The organism is Enterococcus sp. DIV0755b (assembly GCF_051713765.1).
Lineage (GTDB): Bacteria > Bacillota > Bacilli > Lactobacillales > Enterococcaceae > Enterococcus_C > Enterococcus_C canintestini.
The window spans coordinates 1,446,699-1,465,462 of record NZ_JBIOQN010000001.1; the positions used below are offsets into that span (position 1 = coordinate 1,446,699).

At 36.5% G+C, this 18,764-nt stretch carries 20 protein-coding genes; 17 read left to right on the forward strand and 3 right to left on the reverse strand.

Features of this window, described 5'->3' with window-relative positions; genetic code table 11:
• Nucleotides 1–1,059 (forward strand): threonine synthase, encoded by a 1,059-nt coding sequence (gene thrC, locus IGI65_RS06830; protein ID WP_071863691.1) that lies wholly within the window; start codon nt 1–3, stop codon nt 1,057–1,059.
• Nucleotides 1,056–1,919 carry a homoserine kinase gene (gene thrB / locus IGI65_RS06835; RefSeq protein ID WP_438773658.1) on the forward strand — a complete coding sequence of 288 codons (864 nt, stop codon included), beginning with the start codon at nt 1,056–1,058 and terminating at the stop codon, nt 1,917–1,919. Before thrC ends, thrB begins: the two co-directional genes overlap by 4 nt.
• Before the next feature lie 151 nt (nt 1,920–2,070).
• On the opposite strand, the gene IGI65_RS06840 is transcribed toward thrB, so the two are convergent.
• Complete coding sequence (locus tag IGI65_RS06840) at nt 2,071–2,919, reverse strand: pyruvate, water dikinase regulatory protein (protein WP_095006856.1); 849 nt, start codon at nt 2,917–2,919, stop codon at nt 2,071–2,073.
• A 151-nt stretch (nt 2,920–3,070) separates the two neighbouring features.
• On the opposite strand from IGI65_RS06840, the gene IGI65_RS06845 reads away from it, so the two are divergent.
• From IGI65_RS06845 to glyS, 13 genes are all read left to right on the forward strand, one after another.
• Complete coding sequence (locus IGI65_RS06845) at nt 3,071–3,490, forward strand: Fur family transcriptional regulator (RefSeq protein ID WP_071863780.1); 420 nt, start codon at nt 3,071–3,073, stop codon at nt 3,488–3,490.
• A gap of 174 nt (nt 3,491–3,664) precedes the next feature.
• Nucleotides 3,665–3,841, forward strand: a complete 177-nt coding sequence (rpsU, locus tag IGI65_RS06850) for a 30S ribosomal protein S21 (protein WP_002356740.1) — start codon at nt 3,665–3,667, stop codon at nt 3,839–3,841.
• A gap of 26 nt (nt 3,842–3,867) precedes the next feature.
• Nucleotides 3,868–4,314, forward strand: coding sequence for a GatB/YqeY domain-containing protein (locus tag IGI65_RS06855; RefSeq protein ID WP_438773659.1), 447 nt, complete (start codon nt 3,868–3,870; stop codon nt 4,312–4,314).
• Between the two features lie 123 nt (nt 4,315–4,437).
• Entirely contained in the window at nt 4,438–5,409 is a 972-nt protein-coding gene (locus IGI65_RS06860; RefSeq protein ID WP_438773660.1) for a PhoH family protein, read from the forward strand.
• Between the two features lie 30 nt (nt 5,410–5,439).
• On the forward strand, nt 5,440–7,638 hold the full coding sequence (locus IGI65_RS06865) for an HD family phosphohydrolase (protein ID WP_438773661.1): 2,199 nt from the start codon (nt 5,440–5,442) through the stop codon (nt 7,636–7,638).
• The gene (gene ybeY, locus IGI65_RS06870) at nt 7,638–8,114 is read left to right on the forward strand and encodes an rRNA maturation RNase YbeY (RefSeq protein ID WP_071863697.1); all 477 of its coding nucleotides are present in this window, start codon (nt 7,638–7,640) and stop codon (nt 8,112–8,114) included. The genes IGI65_RS06865 and ybeY overlap by 1 nt, the downstream gene beginning before the upstream one ends.
• Nucleotides 8,098–8,490 carry a diacylglycerol kinase family protein gene (locus tag IGI65_RS06875; RefSeq protein ID WP_211269887.1) on the forward strand — a complete coding sequence of 131 codons (393 nt, stop codon included), beginning with the start codon at nt 8,098–8,100 and terminating at the stop codon, nt 8,488–8,490. Before ybeY ends, IGI65_RS06875 begins: the two co-directional genes overlap by 17 nt.
• Nucleotides 8,491–8,507: 17 nt before the next feature.
• A complete protein-coding gene (era, locus tag IGI65_RS06880) occupies nt 8,508–9,407 on the forward strand; it encodes a GTPase Era (RefSeq protein ID WP_071863699.1) in 900 nt (299 codons plus the stop codon).
• A gap of 11 nt (nt 9,408–9,418) precedes the next feature.
• Entirely contained in the window at nt 9,419–10,189 is a 771-nt protein-coding gene (recO, locus tag IGI65_RS06885; RefSeq protein WP_071863700.1) for a DNA repair protein RecO, read from the forward strand.
• 244 nt (nt 10,190–10,433) lie between these two features.
• Nucleotides 10,434–12,095: a formate--tetrahydrofolate ligase gene (locus IGI65_RS06890; protein WP_438774419.1), complete on the forward strand. Its 1,662-nt coding sequence runs from the start codon at nt 10,434–10,436 to the stop codon at nt 12,093–12,095.
• Nucleotides 12,096–12,386: 291 nt separating this feature from the next.
• Nucleotides 12,387–12,626, forward strand: coding sequence for a hypothetical protein (locus IGI65_RS06895; RefSeq protein ID WP_438773662.1), 240 nt, complete (start codon nt 12,387–12,389; stop codon nt 12,624–12,626).
• Between the two features lie 64 nt (nt 12,627–12,690).
• A complete protein-coding gene (glyQ, locus tag IGI65_RS06900; protein ID WP_071863702.1) occupies nt 12,691–13,605 on the forward strand; it encodes a glycine--tRNA ligase subunit alpha in 915 nt (304 codons plus the stop codon).
• Nucleotide 13,606: 1 nt separating this feature from the next.
• Nucleotides 13,607–15,685: a glycine--tRNA ligase subunit beta gene (glyS, locus tag IGI65_RS06905; RefSeq protein ID WP_438773663.1), complete on the forward strand. Its 2,079-nt coding sequence runs from the start codon at nt 13,607–13,609 to the stop codon at nt 15,683–15,685.
• Between the two features lie 128 nt (nt 15,686–15,813).
• Here the strand turns inward: glyS and yidC are convergent, their stop codons facing one another.
• Together yidC and IGI65_RS06915 are read right to left on the reverse strand one after the other, a co-directional pair.
• Entirely contained in the window at nt 15,814–16,758 is a 945-nt protein-coding gene (gene yidC, locus IGI65_RS06910; RefSeq protein WP_071863704.1) for a membrane protein insertase YidC, read from the reverse strand.
• A 200-nt stretch (nt 16,759–16,958) separates the two neighbouring features.
• Nucleotides 16,959–17,240, reverse strand: coding sequence for an acylphosphatase (locus IGI65_RS06915; RefSeq protein ID WP_071863705.1), 282 nt, complete (start codon nt 17,238–17,240; stop codon nt 16,959–16,961).
• A 98-nt stretch (nt 17,241–17,338) separates the two neighbouring features.
• Here IGI65_RS06915 and IGI65_RS06920 point away from each other — a divergent pair, with 98 nt between their 5' ends.
• On the forward strand, nt 17,339–18,097 hold the full coding sequence (locus IGI65_RS06920; RefSeq protein ID WP_438773664.1) for a TrmH family RNA methyltransferase: 759 nt from the start codon (nt 17,339–17,341) through the stop codon (nt 18,095–18,097).
• A 117-nt stretch (nt 18,098–18,214) separates the two neighbouring features.
• Nucleotides 18,215–18,718 carry an HD domain-containing protein gene (locus IGI65_RS06925; RefSeq protein WP_071863707.1) on the forward strand — a complete coding sequence of 168 codons (504 nt, stop codon included), beginning with the start codon at nt 18,215–18,217 and terminating at the stop codon, nt 18,716–18,718.
• Nucleotides 18,719–18,764: the final 46 nt, after the last annotated feature.

An 18,764-nucleotide genomic window follows, 5' to 3' on the forward strand; every position in this document is an offset into this window, starting at 1 on the left:
ATGTATGAAGGATTGTTAAAAACATTTAAAGATTATTTGCCAATTACGGATAAAACACCACTGATTTCATTAGCAGAGGGAAATACTCCGTTAATTCCGCTTCACAATTTGTCAAAAGAGTTGGGTATTAATCTGTATGGTAAATATGAAGGTTTAAATCCGACTGGTTCTTTTAAAGATCGGGGTATGGTTATGGCAGTAGCAAAAGCGGTCGAAGAAGGAGCGAAGGCAATTATTTGTGCTTCTACAGGAAATACAAGTGCTGCTGCTGCTGCATACGCGACACGAGCAGGTATTAAAGCCTATGTCGTTATCCCTGATGGTAAAATTGCGATGGGCAAATTAGCACAGGCAATTATTTATGGAGCGGATATTATTTCTATTCCCGGCAATTTTGATGAAGCCTTAAAGGCTGTGCGAAAAATTGCTGAAACAGAGGCAGTAGCATTAGTAAATTCTGTTAATCCTTATCGTTTAGAAGGTCAAAAAACAGCGGCTTTTGAAGTCTGTCAACAACTAGAAAAGGCACCTGATGTACTGGCAATTCCCGTTGGAAATGCCGGTAATATTTCGGCTTATTGGAAAGGGTTTAAAGAATGGCATGAAGCAAAAGGAACAAGTTTACCGCGGATGCATGGTTTTGAAGCTATGGGCGCTGCGGCTATTGTAAAAGGTGAAGTAATCGAACAACCAGAAACGATTGCTACTGCTATCCGCATTGGTAATCCAGCGAGTTGGAAATTAGCTGAGGCGGCTCGAGATGAGTCAAAAGGTTATATTGATGCTGTAACAGATGCAGAAATTTTAAACGCTTATAAAAAGGTTGCCGGTCAAGATGGTGTCTTTGTTGAACCGGGTTCAGCTGCATCACTGGCTGGGGTTATTCAACATGTCAAAGCAGGAAAAATTAAACCAGGCGAAACCGTCGTCTGTGTCTTCACTGGTAACGGTCTAAAAGATCCAGATACAGCGATTAACGAAACGGCGGTAACCATTCATAAAATGAGTGATTTAGAAGACATGCGCAATCACTTACGCCAAGGAGTGGCAAAATTATGAGAATCCGAGTACCTGCTACCAGTGCCAACTTAGGCCCTGGCTTTGATTCTTGCGGTGTAGCGCTGAATTGCTATTTATTTGTAGAAGTCATAAAAAAGACTGCAGCGTGGCAAGTAGATCATAGTTATGGAGAACTGATTCCAAATGATGAAAATAATTTAATTGTTCAAACAGCGTTGAAGATTGCTCCAAATCTTTTGCCTCATCAAATTAAAGTAGTTTCTGATATTCCTTTAACAAGAGGATTGGGTAGTAGTTCTTCCGCAATTGTAGCAGGGATTGAGCTAGCTAACCGTTTGGCTCAATTAAACTTAAGTGAAAACGATAAAGTAAAACTTGCGAGTCAATTGGAAGGACATCCTGATAATGTGGCGCCAGCGATTTGTGGTGATTTGGTAATTGCTAGCGGAAATGGCGATAAGGTAAATTACGTCAAACACTATTTTCCTGATTGCCAGCTAATTGCCTTTATTCCAAATGTCGAATTAAAAACAAGTGAAAGTCGGGATGTATTACCAGCTGACTTTGCTTATTCTGATGCGGTGGCAGCCAGCAGTATTGCCAATGTAATGGTTGCCTCTTTAATTAAAGGGGACATTGTTCAGGCAGGTAAAATGATGGAACAAGATAAATTTCATGAAATTTATCGTAGTTCATTACTTGCGCATTTTGCAGATGTTCGCCAAATTAGTCATGCGCATGAGGGGTATGGTTGTTATTTAAGTGGTGCGGGTCCTACGGTGATGATTTTAGCACCAGCAAAGGCTACGGCTATAATCACCCGAAAACTTCAAGCACTTGATCAGACTGCAAAAATTGAAGTATTTCAAGTCGATCGTGAAGGCGTACAAGTCTTTTAAAAAATGGTAGAGACTTTTAAAAGCTTTTTTGAAGGGCTTATTAGAATTCGCCTTAATATTCATAAGTGATCATGAAGAGAAGACTCAATCAAAAATTGCAGTTGTTACCCTTAAAAGGGGTGACAACTGCAATTTTTCCTTTGCGTCTTTTTTAATCATTTTCTGTGGTGTAGTAACTGTGATCTTCTAAATCTAAGGCGTTCATAATCATCGAAGCAGTTTCTTCAATAGAAAGAGATGCAACGTTAATTACAACGCAACCTAATTTTTCATATAAATCATTCGCAAATTCTAATTCTGCACGAATTTTATCAATATCAGAATAAGCGGTATCCGGATTTAAGCCATAAGCAATCATCCGCTCTTTGCGAATACCGTTTAAAACATTGGGATCATTTGTTAAGCCGACAATTTTTTTCTTATCCACTTCCCACAACTGTTTTGGAATGTGTGCTTGCGGGACAAGTGGCAAATTGGCTACTTTCAAATTTTTATTGGCTAAAAAGAGGCTTAATGGTGTTTTTGAAGTTCTAGAAACCCCTAAAAGGACTACATCTGCTTCTAAAAAGCCACGGGGATCTTTGCCATCATCATATTTTACCGCAAACTCCATTGCTTCAATACGTTTAAAATAGTTTTTGTTTAAGTGGTGTAACGCTCCTGGTTCACGGGTTGGAGCAACACCACTTCTTTTTTCGATTTCTAACACTGGTGCTGTCAAAACGTCAAAGCCAAATAGATCACTTTCTTGACAAAAATCACGAATCAATTGTACTAATTCCTCATTAATCATGGTATATAAAATCATGGCATTTAGTTTTTTTGCTTCTTTTAAGGCTTTTAATAAGATAGCCTTATCACTCATAAAGGTCTTACGAAATAAATTGAATTCCACAGTAGGATATTGGGCCATAGTAGCTTGTGCTAATTTGGTAGCTGTTTCTCCGGCAGAATCGGAAATGACAAAAATTGTTAAGATTTCTTCAGCAGCATTACTCATTTTTTTCCCTCGCTTGTAATTTGTTGTAATTTATTATACCATATCGAAGTGGAACTAATTCGTAATCATTATGATTTATGGTGTAGTGATAAAATACTACCTTACAATAGCAACTAAATGCGTTAGGAGGTCTTTGCTTGTGAAAAGAGAAATGACAAAAATTGACCAAGCAATGGTAACTTTAAAAGAGCATGGTTTTAAAAAAACCAATAAAAGAGAAAAGCTGTTAACTTTTTTAGCGACAAAAAATCGTTATGTCGCAGCTAAAGAAGTTCAAGAGTATATGGAAGGCGAATTTGGTAGTATTAGTTTTGATACCATTTATCGTAATCTCCATGATTTTTCAGAAATTGGTTTATTAGAAGAGACCGATTTAAATGGCGAAATGAAATTTCGTTTCCACTGTTGTCAAGATAAAAATCATCACCATCATCATTTTATTTGTACAGTTTGTGGTAAAACGCAAGAATTAGATCTTTGTCCAATGGACTTTTTTAAAGGACAGCTTCCCGGGTGTACAATTGAAGGGCACCGGTTTGAGATATTAGGGCGATGTGCGGACTGTCAGTAGTTATTTTTTCTTTTTTTTCGCAAACATTTTCGTGAAAAAGATTTTTTTCTTTGCCCCATACGCTTGACACTATTTTATTACTTAGCTATAATTTTTAAAGGACAGTGTTGTTTTTTGAAAATGTTTCGATTAACAAAAACGGTTACTTTTTAAGCTCGGAGGGAGGGAATTTACATGTCAAAAACAGTGGTTCGTAAAAATGAATCTCTTGACGACGCTCTTCGTCGCTTCAAACGTTCCGTTTCAAAAGCTGGGACTCTTCAAGAATCTCGTAAACGGGAATTTTATGAAAAACCAAGTGTGAAACGTAAGAAAAAATCTGAAGCTGCTAGAAAACGTAAAAAATTCTAGTTTGCAGTATGATTGGAGCTGGTAGTGTGTCACTACTAAGTACTTTGAACGATGATATGAAGACAGCGATGAAAGCTAAGGATAAAGAGTCTTTGCAGGTGATTCGCATGTTGAAGGCATCGTTGCAAAACGAACAAATCAAAAAAGGTGCAGAATTAACTGACGATGAAGAATTGACCGTATTATCACGGGAGATGAAGCAACGCCGTGATTCTTTAACTGAATTTGAAAAAGCAGGACGAGACGATTTGGCAACGCAAGTAAAAGCGGAAATCAAAGTCGTTGAAAAGTATTTACCAGCACAACTTTCTGATGAAGAAATTCGCCAGATTGTAACAGATGTGATCAGCAAAACTGGTGCCGCTTCACCAAGTGAGTTTGGTAAAGTAATGGGTGCGGTTATGCCTTTAGTAAAAGGAAAAGCTGATGGTAACAAGGTAAATGCCATCGTCAAAGAGTTACTGAATAAATAGTTATTTAATCGCAGACTTTTGTCTGCGATTTTTTTTCTTTTAAGTTTTGAATGTGGTATGATAAAACAGAAAACTTACCTAATTAAAGTGGGAAAAAAGGAATCGACAAGGAGATGTAACTTTTTGACAGAAGATAAAAAAGTTTTGGAATTAAAACTTAGCGCAGACGATGATATTAGTCTATTATTAGGCGCACACGATAAACATTTAAAATTGATCGAAGAAAATCTGCACGTCATTATTAGTAGTCGTGGGGAAACGATTATGATTGAAGGTCAAATAGAGTCTGTTGCAATAGCGCAACAAGTTATTAGTGCGTTACAAGAATTAATCAAACGTGGTGTACATATTAGCACCCCTGATGTAGCGCAAGCATTAAAAGCAATTCCAAGCCAAGGGACAAATGCCTTTTTAGCTTTATATGAAGAAGAAATTGTCAAAGATCGTAATGGAAAAGCAATTCGTGTTAAAAATCGGGGTCAAAAACGCTATTTAGATGCAGTGAAAAAGCATGATGTTGTTTTTGGGATTGGACCTGCCGGTACTGGTAAAACTTTTTTAGCTGTCGTTTTAGCAATCGCCGCTTTAAAAAAAGGGCAAGTACAAAAAATTATCTTAACTCGCCCAGCAGTAGAAGCTGGTGAAAATCTAGGTTTTTTACCAGGAGATTTAAAAGAAAAGGTTGACCCTTATCTTCGACCAGTTTATGATGCATTGTATCAAATTTTTGGTGTCGAACATACTAATCGGTTAATGGATCGAGGGATTATTGAAATCGCACCGCTAGCTTATATGCGCGGACGTACATTAGAAGACGCTTTTGTCATTTTAGATGAAGCCCAAAATACAACGATTATGCAGATGAAAATGTTTCTTACACGTTTAGGTTATAATTCCAAAATGATTGTCAATGGTGACACAAGTCAAATTGACCTGCCTAAAGGTGTAGTTAGTGGGCTAGTTCACGCAGAAAGAACTTTAAGTAACATCCCGCAAATTGCTTTTGTCAATTTTGAAGCAAGCGATGTGGTTCGACATCCTGTAGTGGCTAAAATTATTGAAGCTTATGACAAAGCGAATCTGAAAAAAGAGTAATGGTGCTTAGGAAAATTAGGGGGAAATAATTTGATTATTGAGCCGTTAAGAAAATTACGCGAACGTTTAGGACGTTTTTATGTCCCGCTTATTTTAGTCATTTTTTTTGTTAGCTGTTTTGGTATTTTATTTACAAGCGTTAAACAAAAAAGTGTCGACTATCATGAAGGTCAAGTAGCAAGTGAAAGTATTCGGGCGAATAAGACCGTTGAAAATAAGGCAGCTACCGATCAAAAACGTCAGTTAGCAGCAGAAGCGGTTGTGCCTGAATATACGTATCAAGAAGATATTGTTGAAACGCAGCATAGTCGAGTTGAAACGATTTTTACGATGATTTCTGATGTGAAAAAAAGTGTCGATGAAGATCATGAAAAACGTCAACAAGAAGCAAAAGACAAAGAAATTCCAGCTATTACAACCGATGATTATATTGCTGCCTTAAAAAAATCATTTGAAAAAGTGAATGATGAAGATGTCCAGTTCTATCAAGAAATTCCTAATTCTTTTTACGAAGCCGCTTTTACATTGAATAGTGCCGCATTAAATACTGTAAAAGACAATAGCTTAAATATTTTAGCTGAACAAATGAAAAACCAAGTGCGGGAATCAAATCTTGCGACTTTTAAGGAAAGTGCTGAAAATCAGGTGAATAGTCTTGCTATTCCAGCTATCTCAAAAGAAGCGATGATTGATTTATTAAATACCGCCATTGTAGTAAATGATTTTCCCAATGATAAAAAAACTGAAGAACTAAAAGAGCAGGCTCGTGCTAGTGTAGCACCTGTTATGATATTTCAAGGGGAAGTAATCGTCCGCGAGGGTTCACAAATTGATGCTAGTGCCATTGAAAAGTTAAAGTTATTAGGTTTAACGAGTCAAAATACTTCTTTTTTCCCAATCGGTGCGATGATTTCTGGCATCTTAGTTCAAATTTTGGTCTTACTTTATTTTGCTCACCAGTATCAAGAGAAAAGTAAACGTCAAGAATTTTTAACCTTTTATACGCTAGCGATGATTGGTAGTATTGCGTTAATGAAATTTTTTCAAGTTTTTCAAACGGAATTACTGCCTTATATCCCGTTATTTTTCCCAGCTGCTTTTGTTCCGCTGGTGTTAAATATTTTTGTGAATCGCAGAGCTGGAATTATCGCAGCTATATTCCAAGTGGTATTTGCTGTTTTTTGTTATTATGATGCTTTAGGAACAAACTCGTTGACAATTATTTTAATTACGTATTTATTCTCAGGGTTAATGGGAACTATTGTTAGAAGAGAACGTATCTCTAAACAAGGATTTACGGCGGTCATGTGGATTATCGTTTTTCCTTTTTTACTTAATTTAGTTTTAGTAGTTTTTCAAGGGTTGACGGTTACAGATAGTCGAACTTGGACAACCATTGTTTGTGGTTTAGCCGGAACGGTTTTATCTTTTTTACTTACCATGGGATTACACCAATATATAGAATTACTAATCACTGATAATAGTGTGATTGTTTTGAATGAACTTAGTAATCCAAATCATCCACTATTGAAAAAACTATTAGAAGAAGCGCCGGGAACTTATCATCATAGTATGATGGTAGCGAACTTATCTGCCAATGCAGTAGCTTTAATTGGGGGACATTCCCTTTTAACTCGTGTTGCTTGTTATTATCATGATATCGGCAAATTGAAACACGCAAACTTCTTTGTTGAAAATTTACCAGCAGGGGCAGAAAACCCTCATAATTTCTTATTACCAGAAGATAGTAAACAAATTATTTTTGGTCATGTCACCGACGGGGCAAAAATTTTAGAAGAATACAAAATGCCCAAACTAGTGATTGATATTTGTTATCAACATCACGGTACTACCTTAATGAAATACTTTTATGCCAAAGCCAAAGAACGTAATCCTGAAATAACAGAGGCAGAATTTCGTTATCCCGGACCAAGACCTCAAACAAAAGAAGCAGGAATAGTGAATATTGCCGATAGTTGTGAAGCGGCAGTGCGGGCAATGGATCATCCTACTAATGAAAAGATTCGTCAATTTGTTCATAATTTAATTGTTGATCGTATTTTAGACGGACAATTAGATGATAGTGGATTGACCTTAAAAGAAATTCGGATTATTGAAGACTCATTGGTAAATGGCTTATGCAGTACGTTTCATTCGCGGATTAAATATCCTAAAATGAAGTCTGAAGCCGAGAAAATGAAAGAAGAACAAGAAAGAAGCGATAAATAATGGATATTACCTTTATGGATGAAACTAATTCTTTAGCTCCTGACAAAATACAAGAAGTAGAAGACTTATTACAGTTTGCGGCAGATTATTTAAAACTACCAAAGGAAACCGAGATGTCGGTAACTTTTATGGATAATGACGCAATTCAAGTAATTAATCGTGATTATCGTGGCAAAGATCGCCCTACTGATGTAATCAGCTTTGCGTTAGAAGAAGAAGGTGATGGGGAAATTCCGGTCATCTTCGCCGACGGGGAGAATCCTTTACCCCGTGAATTGGGAGATTTAATGATTTCACTGGATAAGACCAAAGAACAAGCCAAAGAATATGGCCATAGTTTTGAGCGGGAATTAGGTTTTTTAGCACTACACGGTTTTTTGCATATTAATGGTTATGATCATATGACACCAGAAGATGAAAAAGAAATGTTTGGATTACAAAAGGAAATTTTGGATGCTTATGGACTTAAAAGATAAGAATACACATAAAAACAAATATTTCATTACTTCAGTTGAATTTGCCTTAACTGGAATTCAAACGGTTTTTAAAGAAGAACGTAATATGCGTAAACACGTCTTTTTTGGCATACTGGCACTTTTGGCGGGCTTTATTTTTCAGTTAAGTCGTTTTGAATGGTTATGGCTACTATTAGCTGTCTTTTTAGTCTGGATTGTAGAGATTATTAATACTGTTTTTGAAAATGTGGTGGATATGTTCACCGATTTTCACTTTCATCCCATCGGTAAAAAAATTAAAGATATGGCAGCAGGAGCGGTGTTATTAACATCATTTTTTGCTGTAATTATTGGTTTGATTTTATTTGTACCTAAAATATGGCAACTATTGTTTTAAAAGAAATGAGGAAAAATATGACAGAACATAAATCAGGGTTTGTCGCCATTGTGGGGCGCCCAAATGTTGGTAAATCAACTTTATTAAACCGGATTGTCGGACAAAAAATTGCGATTATGAGTGATAAAGCCCAAACAACCCGCAATAAAATTCAAGGTGTTTATACTACTTCTGAGGCGCAAATTATTTTTATTGATACACCTGGGATTCATAAACCAAAACATCGTTTAGGGGATTTCATGGTAGAAACGGCTTATAGTGCATTAAAAGAAGTCGACGCGGTTTTATTTATGATTAGTGCTGATGAAAAGCGGGGTCGTGGTGATGATTTTATCATGGAACGTTTAAAGACTAGTAAAACACCAGTCTTTTTAGTCATTAATAAAATTGATAAAGTTCATCCTGATGATTTATTGGGGATTATTGAAGATTACACAAGTCAAATGGATTTTGCAGAAGTTGTCCCAATTTCCGCTACAGAAGGTAATAACTTTGATACATTAATGAAGACCTTAATTGAACAAATGCCCGCCGGTCCACAATATTTCCCAGATGATCAAATTACAGATCATCCCGAATATTTTATTGTTTCGGAGTTGGTTAGAGAAAAAGTATTGCTATTGACTAGAGACGAAGTACCACATTCAGTGGCGGTTGTAGTCGATAGTATGAAACGAAACGAAAATGATAAAGTTCATATTCAAGCGACAATCATCGTCGAACGGAATAGTCAAAAAGGCATTATCATCGGTAAAGGTGGCAAAATGCTAAAAGACATTGGCACCAAGGCGCGTCGGGACATCGAACAATTATTAGGGGATAAAGTCTTCTTGGAATTGTGGGTTAAAGTCCAAAAAGATTGGCGGGATAAAAAAACATATTTACAAGATTATGGTTACCGTCCGGATGATTACTAAGGGGTTTTTCCATGCAGTTAGCTGAAAGTCGCGGATTGATTTTATTTTCGCGGGATTATAAGGAAAAAGATAAATTAGTAAAAATATTTACTGAATCTGCCGGTAAACAAATGTTTTATGTAAAAGGTATTCATAAAAAGAACAATCCACTGACTTCTGTTTTGCAAAATTTCACTGAAGCAACTTTTATTATGAATTTAAAAGCAGACGGATTGTCCTTTTTAAATGGTGCCAAAGACGTCAAACCGCTAACGACGATTCAACAAGATATTTTTTTAGCCGGATATAGTACCTATTTGTTGAATTTGGCAGATGCTGCGATTGAAGATAAGGTTTATGATCCGCATTTGTACCAATTTTTATCTTTGTGTCTAAATTTAATCAACGACGGTTATGATGCTGAAATCATTACTAATATTTTTGAAGTCCAGATTTTACAACGGTTTGGTGTTGCGCCAATCTTTGATCATTGCGTTATTTGTGGTAAAACGACTGGCCGTTTTGATTATTCTTCTAAATATGGTGGCGTTTTGTGTGAAAATCATTTTTCCTTAGATGAACATCGCTACCATGCAGATCCTAATGCGATGCATTTTATCCGTTTATTTAATCAAGTCGATTTGACCAAAGTAAAAACGATTAAAGTAAAATCAGTAGTAAAAAAAGAAATTCGGCGCGTAATCGATCAACTTTATGATGAGTATGTGGGAATTCATTTGAAAAGCAAAAAATTTATTGATGATATGCACAAGTGGCAAGATTTAATGAAACCAGATAATTAAAACGCTGCTAAAAAATTAGTAAATATCCGAATAATATTGTAACTTCTCAAAAATTTGCTTTTAAACAAAGTAAAGATGAGATTAGGCAATAGAATTGGGATATTTTTTTTGTGCGTTTTCACGAACAATAGATGTGCTTTTTAAAATAATTAGTCGTATATTGGAGATTTTTTTAGAAAAATAAAGTAAAATAAAGATGATTAAATTGATTATTACTAACCATGCAACCAAAGGGGAGAAAGACTTGACGTTATCAGATATTGAAATTGCACAACAAGTAGAAATGGAAAATATTACGAAAATTGCCGAAAAATTAGGGATACCTGCTACTGATTTAGAACTATATGGTAATTATAAAGCTAAGATTAAACCCAGTACTGAAAAAAAACAAAATGGGAAATTAATTTTAGTGACTGCAATTAGTCCTACTCCAGCCGGTGAAGGGAAAACTACCACTGCTGTCGGATTAGCTGATGCATTAGGACAAATTGGTAAAAAAGCAGCGATTGCCCTAAGAGAGCCTTCATTAGGACCTGTTTTTGGAATCAAAGGCGGAGCTGCTGGGGGCGGTTATGCGCAAGTAGTACCAATGGAAGATATTAATTTACATTTTACGGGTGATTTTCATGCAATTAGTGCCGCCAATAATTTACTAGCCGCAATGTTGGATAATCATATTCATCAAGGCAATGCTTTAGGAATAGATAGTCGCCAAATTACTTGGAAGCGCGTCGTGGATATGAATGATCGTCAATTGCGCCACATTGTGGATGGTCTCCAAGGCCGTTTAAATGGCGTACCCCGCGAAGATAGTTTTGAAATTACTGTCGCTTCAGAAATTATGGCGATATTATGTTTAGCGGCCGATTTAGCTGATTTAAAAAATCGCTTAGAAAAAATTATTGTTGCTTATTCCTTTACTGGTGAGCCGATTACTTGTGGTGATCTAAAAGCAGCCGGTGCAATGACGGCATTATTAAAAGATGCGATCAAACCAAATCTAGTTCAAACTTTAGAGCAAACACCTGCTTTTATTCACGGTGGGCCATTTGCTAATATCGCTCATGGCTGTAATAGTGTTCAGGCGACAAAAATGGCATTACAATACGCTGATTATGCAGTGACAGAAGCTGGCTTTGGGGCGGATTTAGGTGCTGAAAAATTCGTGGATATTAAATGTCGTCTAGCGGATTTAAAGCCAGACGCAGCCGTATTAGTGGCCACGATTCGGGCACTAAAAATGCATGGTGGTGTAGCCAAAAATGAGTTGGCAACAGAAAATGTTGCAGCGGTTATTGCGGGTTTACCCAATTTGGAGCGTCATTTACACAATTTAAAAGATAATTTTGGTTTACCTGTGGTGGTATGTATTAACCAATTTCCCGGTGATACTAAAGAAGAATTGGCGGCAGTTAAAGAAGCTTGTCAAAAACGTGGTGTTACAGTTGTACTTTCAAATGTTTGGAGTAAAGGTGGCGCAGGCGGGATTGAGCTAGCTGAAAAAGTAGTGGCATTAGCAGAAACAAAAAGTAAGCTATCATTTGCCTATGAGGCCGATCTTTCATTGGTAGCAAAAATTGAAACAATCGCTAAAAAAATATACGGTGCTAGTGGAGTAGAATTTACGCCAGTAGCCAAACGCGAATTAGCGAAATTAACGGAACTTGGTTTTAGTAACTATCCGATTTGTATGGCTAAAACACAATATTCTTTTAGTGATAATCCGAATCTCTTAGGAGCACCAACGGATTTTACAATCACGATTCGTTCTGTCAAAGTATCAGCAGGAGCGGGCTTTATTGTCGCACTGACAGGAAATATTATGACAATGCCAGGCTTGCCGAAAAAACCGGCGGCAGAAAATATTGATGTCGATGCTGAAGGGAACATTACCGGTTTATTTTAATTTTTTTAATTGACAAATGTCAGGTTAAACAGCTATGATAAACAAAGGTTAATACGTTGAACAAGACGAAAAATAAGAAACTGAAAAGCGACTGTGGGAAAGTGGAAGCCACAGACAGTAACTTATTTGGGGGCAACTTGGGAGTATTCAGTTAAATATTTTAAAGCTGCCGAGCAATCGGAAGCAGGGTGGAACCGCGAAGTATTCGTCCCTGCATAGATGAAAATCTATGCAGGGCTTTTTTATTTCCTATTTTAAAACCTGTTAACAATTCTTTTAAGGAGGATAAAAATGCAATTTGATATGGAAATTAATGCCAGTGAGTTTAAAGAAAAAAAATTGAAGATTTTAGCTAGCGTACCATTAAATGTGATTGTAAAAAATGATAGTGGGCAATTGGTGGAAGAGTTTAGAACTGAACCAAGTCAAATGCTCTATGACTTAGCTTTTTTGACTGATGATATGGTAGTAGAAGTGCATTTAATACCGGGAAATCCAGTTGAGTTTTATCCAGTTGTAAACGCATTGTAATCGCATCTAAGTCTAAAACATAAAGCAGTAGAAGTAATAAGTGTAAAAAGTAGGAGGAAATAAAATGAGTAAAAAAATGACTGTGCAAAATATTATTTTGACGCTACAACAATTTTGGTCTGGTAATGGCTGTATGTTAATGCAAGCCTATGATACTGAAAAAGGTGCCGGTACCATGAGTCCGTATACTTTTTTACGTGCGATTGGACCTGAACCTTGGAATGCGGCTTATGTTGAACCTTCTCGTCGTCCTGCCGATGGACGTTACGGGGAAAATCCGAACCGTTTATACCAACACCATCAATTTCAAGTGGTAATGAAGCCATCACCAGAAAACATTCAAGAACTTTATTTGGAAAGTTTGAAATTATTAGGTATTGATCCTTTAGAACACGATATCCGCTTTGTAGAAGATAACTGGGAGAATCCTTCAATGGGTTGTGCTGGTCTTGGTTGGGAAGTTTGGTTAGATGGTATGGAAATTACACAATTTACCTATTTCCAACAAGTCGGCGGCTTACCTTGTAAACCTGTTACTTCAGAAATTACTTACGGTTTGGAACGTTTAGCTTCTTATATTCAAGAAGTTGAAAGTGTTTATGATTTAGAGTGGGCAGATGGCGTCAAATATGGTGAAATCTTCCGTCAACCAGAATATGAACATTCCAAATATTCTTTTGAAGTTAGTGATCAAGAACTATTATTAGGAAATTTTGATCGCTTTGAAAAAGAAGCCAAACGCTGTATCGATCAAGATTTAGTTCATCCAGCTTATGATTATATTTTGAAATGTAGCCATACCTTTAATTTATTAGATGCAAGAGGCGCTGTTTCTGTTACTGAAAGAGCTGGATATTTAGCCCGCATTCGGAATATGGCTAAAGCCGTTGCTAAGATTTTCGTGGCTGAACGGGCGAAGTTGGGCTATCCACTGCTAGCTCCTGAAGAAGCGGCAAAATTATTGAAGGAGGAAAACTAAGATGGCAAAAGATTTATTATTGGAGATTGGTTTAGAAGAGATGCCTGCTCATGTAGTAACAAAGAGTATGCAACAATTAGAGCAAAAAGTTAGTGAATTTTTAGCGACCGAAAAATTAGCTTTTTCTTCCATTAAGTCTTTCAGTACGCCGCGGCGCTTGGCTGTGCTGGTTAGTGAAGTAGCTGAAAAACAAGCCGATACCGAAGAAGAAGTAAAAGGTCCGGCTAAGAAAATTGCTTTGGATAGTGAAGGCAATTGGTCAAAAGCGGCAGAAGGTTTTGTAAGAGGGCAAGGTGTAACAACAGATGCGATCACTTTTAGAGAGTTAAAAGGGGTAGAATATGTTTATGTGACCAAATATGCTAAAGGAAAACCTGCAATAAAAGTATTATCTGGTTTAAAAGATGTGATTACTAGTCTCACTTTTCCAGTTACGATGCATTGGAATAAATATGATTTTGAATATATTCGACCAATTCATTGGGTTGTCGCTTTATTAGGCGAAGAAGTTGTTCCATTTTCAATTTTAGATGTTAAAACTGGTAATACTACTAGAGGACATCGTTTCTTAGGTGATGATGCAGTCTTGGAAAATGCTCAAGAATATGAAGCAAAGTTACAAGAACAATTTGTCATTGCTGATCCATTAAAACGAAAAGAAATGATTGTCGCCCAAATTGATGAATTAACTACTAAAAATGACTGGAAAGTTGAACTTGATGAAGATCTTTTAGAAGAAGTCAATAATTTAGTGGAGTATCCAACTGCTTTTGTAGGTGATTTTGAAGAACGCTTTTTGTCAGTACCAGAAGAAGTTTTAGTTACTTCTATGAAAGAACATCAACGTTATTTTGATGTTCGGAATAGTGCTGGTTTGTTGTTGCCTCATTTTATTTCTGCTCGTAATGGGAATGCAGTTAAACTAGACAATGTAGTAAAAGGAAATGAAAAAGTTTTAACTGCTCGTTTAGAAGATGCCGAATTTTTCTACAAAGAAGATCAAAAATTGACAATCGATGCTTGTGTGGAAAAACTAAAACAAGTAACTTTCCATGAAAAAATTGGTAGCATTTATGAAAAAATGCAGCGAGTTGCTGAAATCGCGCAAATTGTTGGAGAGACAGTTGGTTTAACAAGCGAACAATTGGAGGATTTAGCCCGCGCAGCAGAAATTTATAAATTTGATTTGGTCACCAACATGGTGGGAGAATTCCCTGAATTACAAGGTATCATGGGAGAAAAATATGCTTTATTACAAGGTGAAAAACCAAGCGTTGCCCAAGCTATACGTGAACATTATTTACCAATTTCTAGTGAAGGTGAACTACCCAAATCAGATATTGGCGCTGTTTTAGCAATTGCAGATAAGTTAGATAGCTTACTTTCTTTCTTTGCTGTCGGAATGATTCCAAGTGGCTCAAATGATCCTTACGCATTGCGCCGTCAAACTTATGGGATTGTAAGAATTATTGAAAACAGACATTGGGCCTTCCCATTAGTGGAGTTGCAAGCAAAAATTAGCGAAGTCATCGGCCAAGATGAAAAACGTTATGGTCTTAAATTAAATAGCGGTCAAACCGAAGTAGTTAATTTTGTAAAAGCACGTTTAAAACAGTTCCTAACGACGAAAAATCTCCGTCACGATGTAATTGATGCTGTTATTAATGCCGAACAAACCAACTTAAGTGCCCTCTTTTCTGCGGCTCAAATTCTACGTCAACATTTAAACGATCCAGATTTTAAACCATCGATGGAAGCTTTAACGCGGGTTATTAATTTAGCTAAAAAAGCTGAGGTAGAAGACGCAAATGTTAAGCCAGAACTGTTTGATAACGACGCTGAAAAAGCGCTCTTTGATGCAGTGACGGATTTAGAAAATCGATTTGCTCGCCAAACAATGGCAGAAAATTACGAGGGTCTGACAGCTTTACGACCGCTAATTGAAAACTACTTTGATCAAACAATGGTCATGGTAGAAGATGAAAAAGTGCGCCGCAATCGTTTGACGCAATTAAATAAAATCGCCAAAATGGCATTGGCATTGGCCAGCTTAGATGCGTTAATCACGAAGAATAATTAGAAATGTAATAATATAATCTGAAGTAATCTCTAAAAGTTGGCCTATGGGCTGATTTTTAGAGATTACTTTTTACGTACAAAATAAAAAGACCGTAACAATTTTTATGTCACAGTCTTTTAGATAGCAGCTTATTTACGTTTTTGTTTACCGGCGTTTCGACCTTGTTTACCGGCATTACGATTTTTATTTTTCTTTGTATAATCGGCTACATTTGTTTTTATTTCTTTTGGTGTCACATCTTTTTTAGGCGGAGTGACAACGGTTTTTGGTGGATTTTTTTTCATTTCTGCTTGAACTTGAGCTTTAATACGCGGTTTCATAATGACGTTTGTAATAAAGGTTTGTAGACAGCTAATGAGACCACCGACTACCCAGTATAACGTCACACCAGCAGGAGCACTCATAGACATAAAAACAATCATCAATGGTGAAACAATCAACATTGAGCGCATCGTTTTCTTTTGTTCTTCTGGCACACCAATTTGTGAAATAAAACCTTGAATAAGATAAAATAACCCAGCAATTACAACGAGTACGATATTTGATTCGCCTAAGTTAATTCCTAAAAACGTTGCACTTTGAATACCGGGAGTAAAACGAGCAGTATAATACAATGCAGAGAAAATAGGCATTTGAATCAGTAACGGCAAACAACCCATGCCACCAAACATGCTGACACCATTTTCTTTGTAAACAGCTTGCATTTCTTGTTGGGCTTTCATTTGTTCTTCAGGAGAAGTCGCTGCTTTTAGTTTTGCTTGCGCTTGATCGATTTGTGGTTTTAAAAATTGCATTTTTTCTGATTGGACCATTGTTTGTTTTGATTGGTGAATTCCGAGTGGTAATAAAATAATACGCACAATAACTGTCACCATGATAATCGCTAAACCATAGCCCCAATTGAAGTCTTTAGCTAGATATTGTAAAAAGCCTCCTAGCGGTTCGACTAAAATTCGATATACGATGCCACTTTTATCAGGATTGCCATTTTTATCCATCGAAACACAGCCCGATAGTGTAAGCATGATTCCCACTAGACCAGATGCTAATAGCCAGTTTTTTAATTTTGTCATTTGCTTCGTCCTTTACTTTGTAAATTTACACAAAAGTAATCATACTAGAAAAATAAGAAACTGTAAACGTGCTTCACAAAATATTCAAGAATTAGCGTTGCTTAAGTCGTTTAAAAAGATAAGAAAAAACAACTACTTATAAGTAAGTCTTTATTTGGCTCAAATAAAAAAGTAAGCTAAATAAAAAAGCGGCTAAGCCGCTAATGACCAAAAGTTACTTCAAAACTATCGCGATTTTTAATCATTGGATCATCGGTCAAATCAAGATATGTGACATGTCCGGCAGGTGAGGGGGAAGCTTTTACACCTTCAATGAATTTTGCCATCGCTTCAGTGGAACCAGTTGCCTCAATCCCAACAGATCCGTCTGCTTCATTCCAAACAGCACCGTGAATTCCTAATTGGTCTGCTAACATTTTAGTCGTATAACGAAAACCGACCCCTTGTACGCGTCCTTGAACATTCATTCTTACTTTGCGCATCACAATCACCTCTTTTTTATCATAATTTCATGATAGCTTTTTTGCTGACTTCTCACAAGCAATCTGCTGAAAATGGTATAATAAGACGAGGTGAAACCATGAAAGAAATTCAATCCAATAAAAATCCACTGGTTAAGTCATTAAAAAAATTGCATCAAAAAAAATATCGCGATCAACAACAACAATATTTATTAGAAGGATTCCATTTAGTGGAAGAAGCCCACAAAAGCGGTGCAGAGATTCAAACGATTTTAGTTAATGAGAGAGGTCAAAAAGAGGGTGCCTCTTTTTTAGCAGCTTATCCTAATAACAGCTATTTAGTGACAGACAGTATTTTAAAAGAGCTCTCAGATCAACCGACACCCCAAGGAATCATTGCTGTTGTTACTAAAAGACAACAGCAAACCGCTTTACAAAAAGGAGCTTGGATTTTATTAGATCGTGTCCAAGATCCCGGTAATGTGGGGACAATTATCCGTACGGCAGATGCTGCAGGTTATACTGGTGTTATTCTAGGGGAAGGTAGTGCAGATATATATAGTACTAAAGTTTTAAGAAGTATGCAGGGAAGCAACTTTCATTTGCCGGTAATTACTATGAGTTTGACGACTGCAATTGACGAATTAAAAAAATTAGCGGTGCTAATCTATGGCACAGAATTAAATAAAGAGGCTAAACCTTTTCACACAGTTCCAAAAGGCGATGTGGCTATTTTAGTGGGCAATGAAGGCCAAGGTGTGGCCAAAGAGTTGCTACAAATAACTGACCAAAATTTATATATTCCTATCTTTGGCCAAGCAGAATCTTTAAATGTAGGCGTAGCCGCAGGAATTTTACTTTATCATTTCAAATTGTAATAACTGAAATATTTTAAAGAACTGTTAAGCTTGAGGTCGCTTTCTTTAAAAGTTTAAAAAAGGTGCTATACTTACACTTGTACGAAAAAAGATAAGCTAAAGGTGGCTATTTAATACATGACTGAAAACTGGCGCAAAGATTCTGAATATATGTCTTATGTCGCAGATTTACTGGCAACACCTGAAGTCCAAAAGTTGAGCCAATATAAACAACACGTCAATTCGACACGTTTAGAACATTCTATAAGTGTTTCTTATTACAGCTATAAATTAGCAAAAAAATGGGGCGCAAATGCTAAAGCAACGGCGAGAGCAGGTCTTTTACATGACTTGTTTTATTATGATTGGCGCACGACGAAATTTGATGAAGGTTCCCATGCCTATATGCACCCAAGAATTGCAATTAAAAATGCAGAAAAAATTACCGAATTATCTCCCCTAGAAAAAGATATCATTTTAAAACATATGTGGGGCGCAACAATTGCACCACCGAAGTATAAAGAAAGTTATATCGTTACTATGGTAGATAAATACTGTGCAATTAAAGAAGCGTCTGAACCAATGACTAAATCAATGCGATTGCGTTTTAATCATTTATTTGGGCGCAAAAATTCAATTTAAAACAATATAAAAGAGGTGTGACAAAAGTTGCTTTTGTCACACCTCT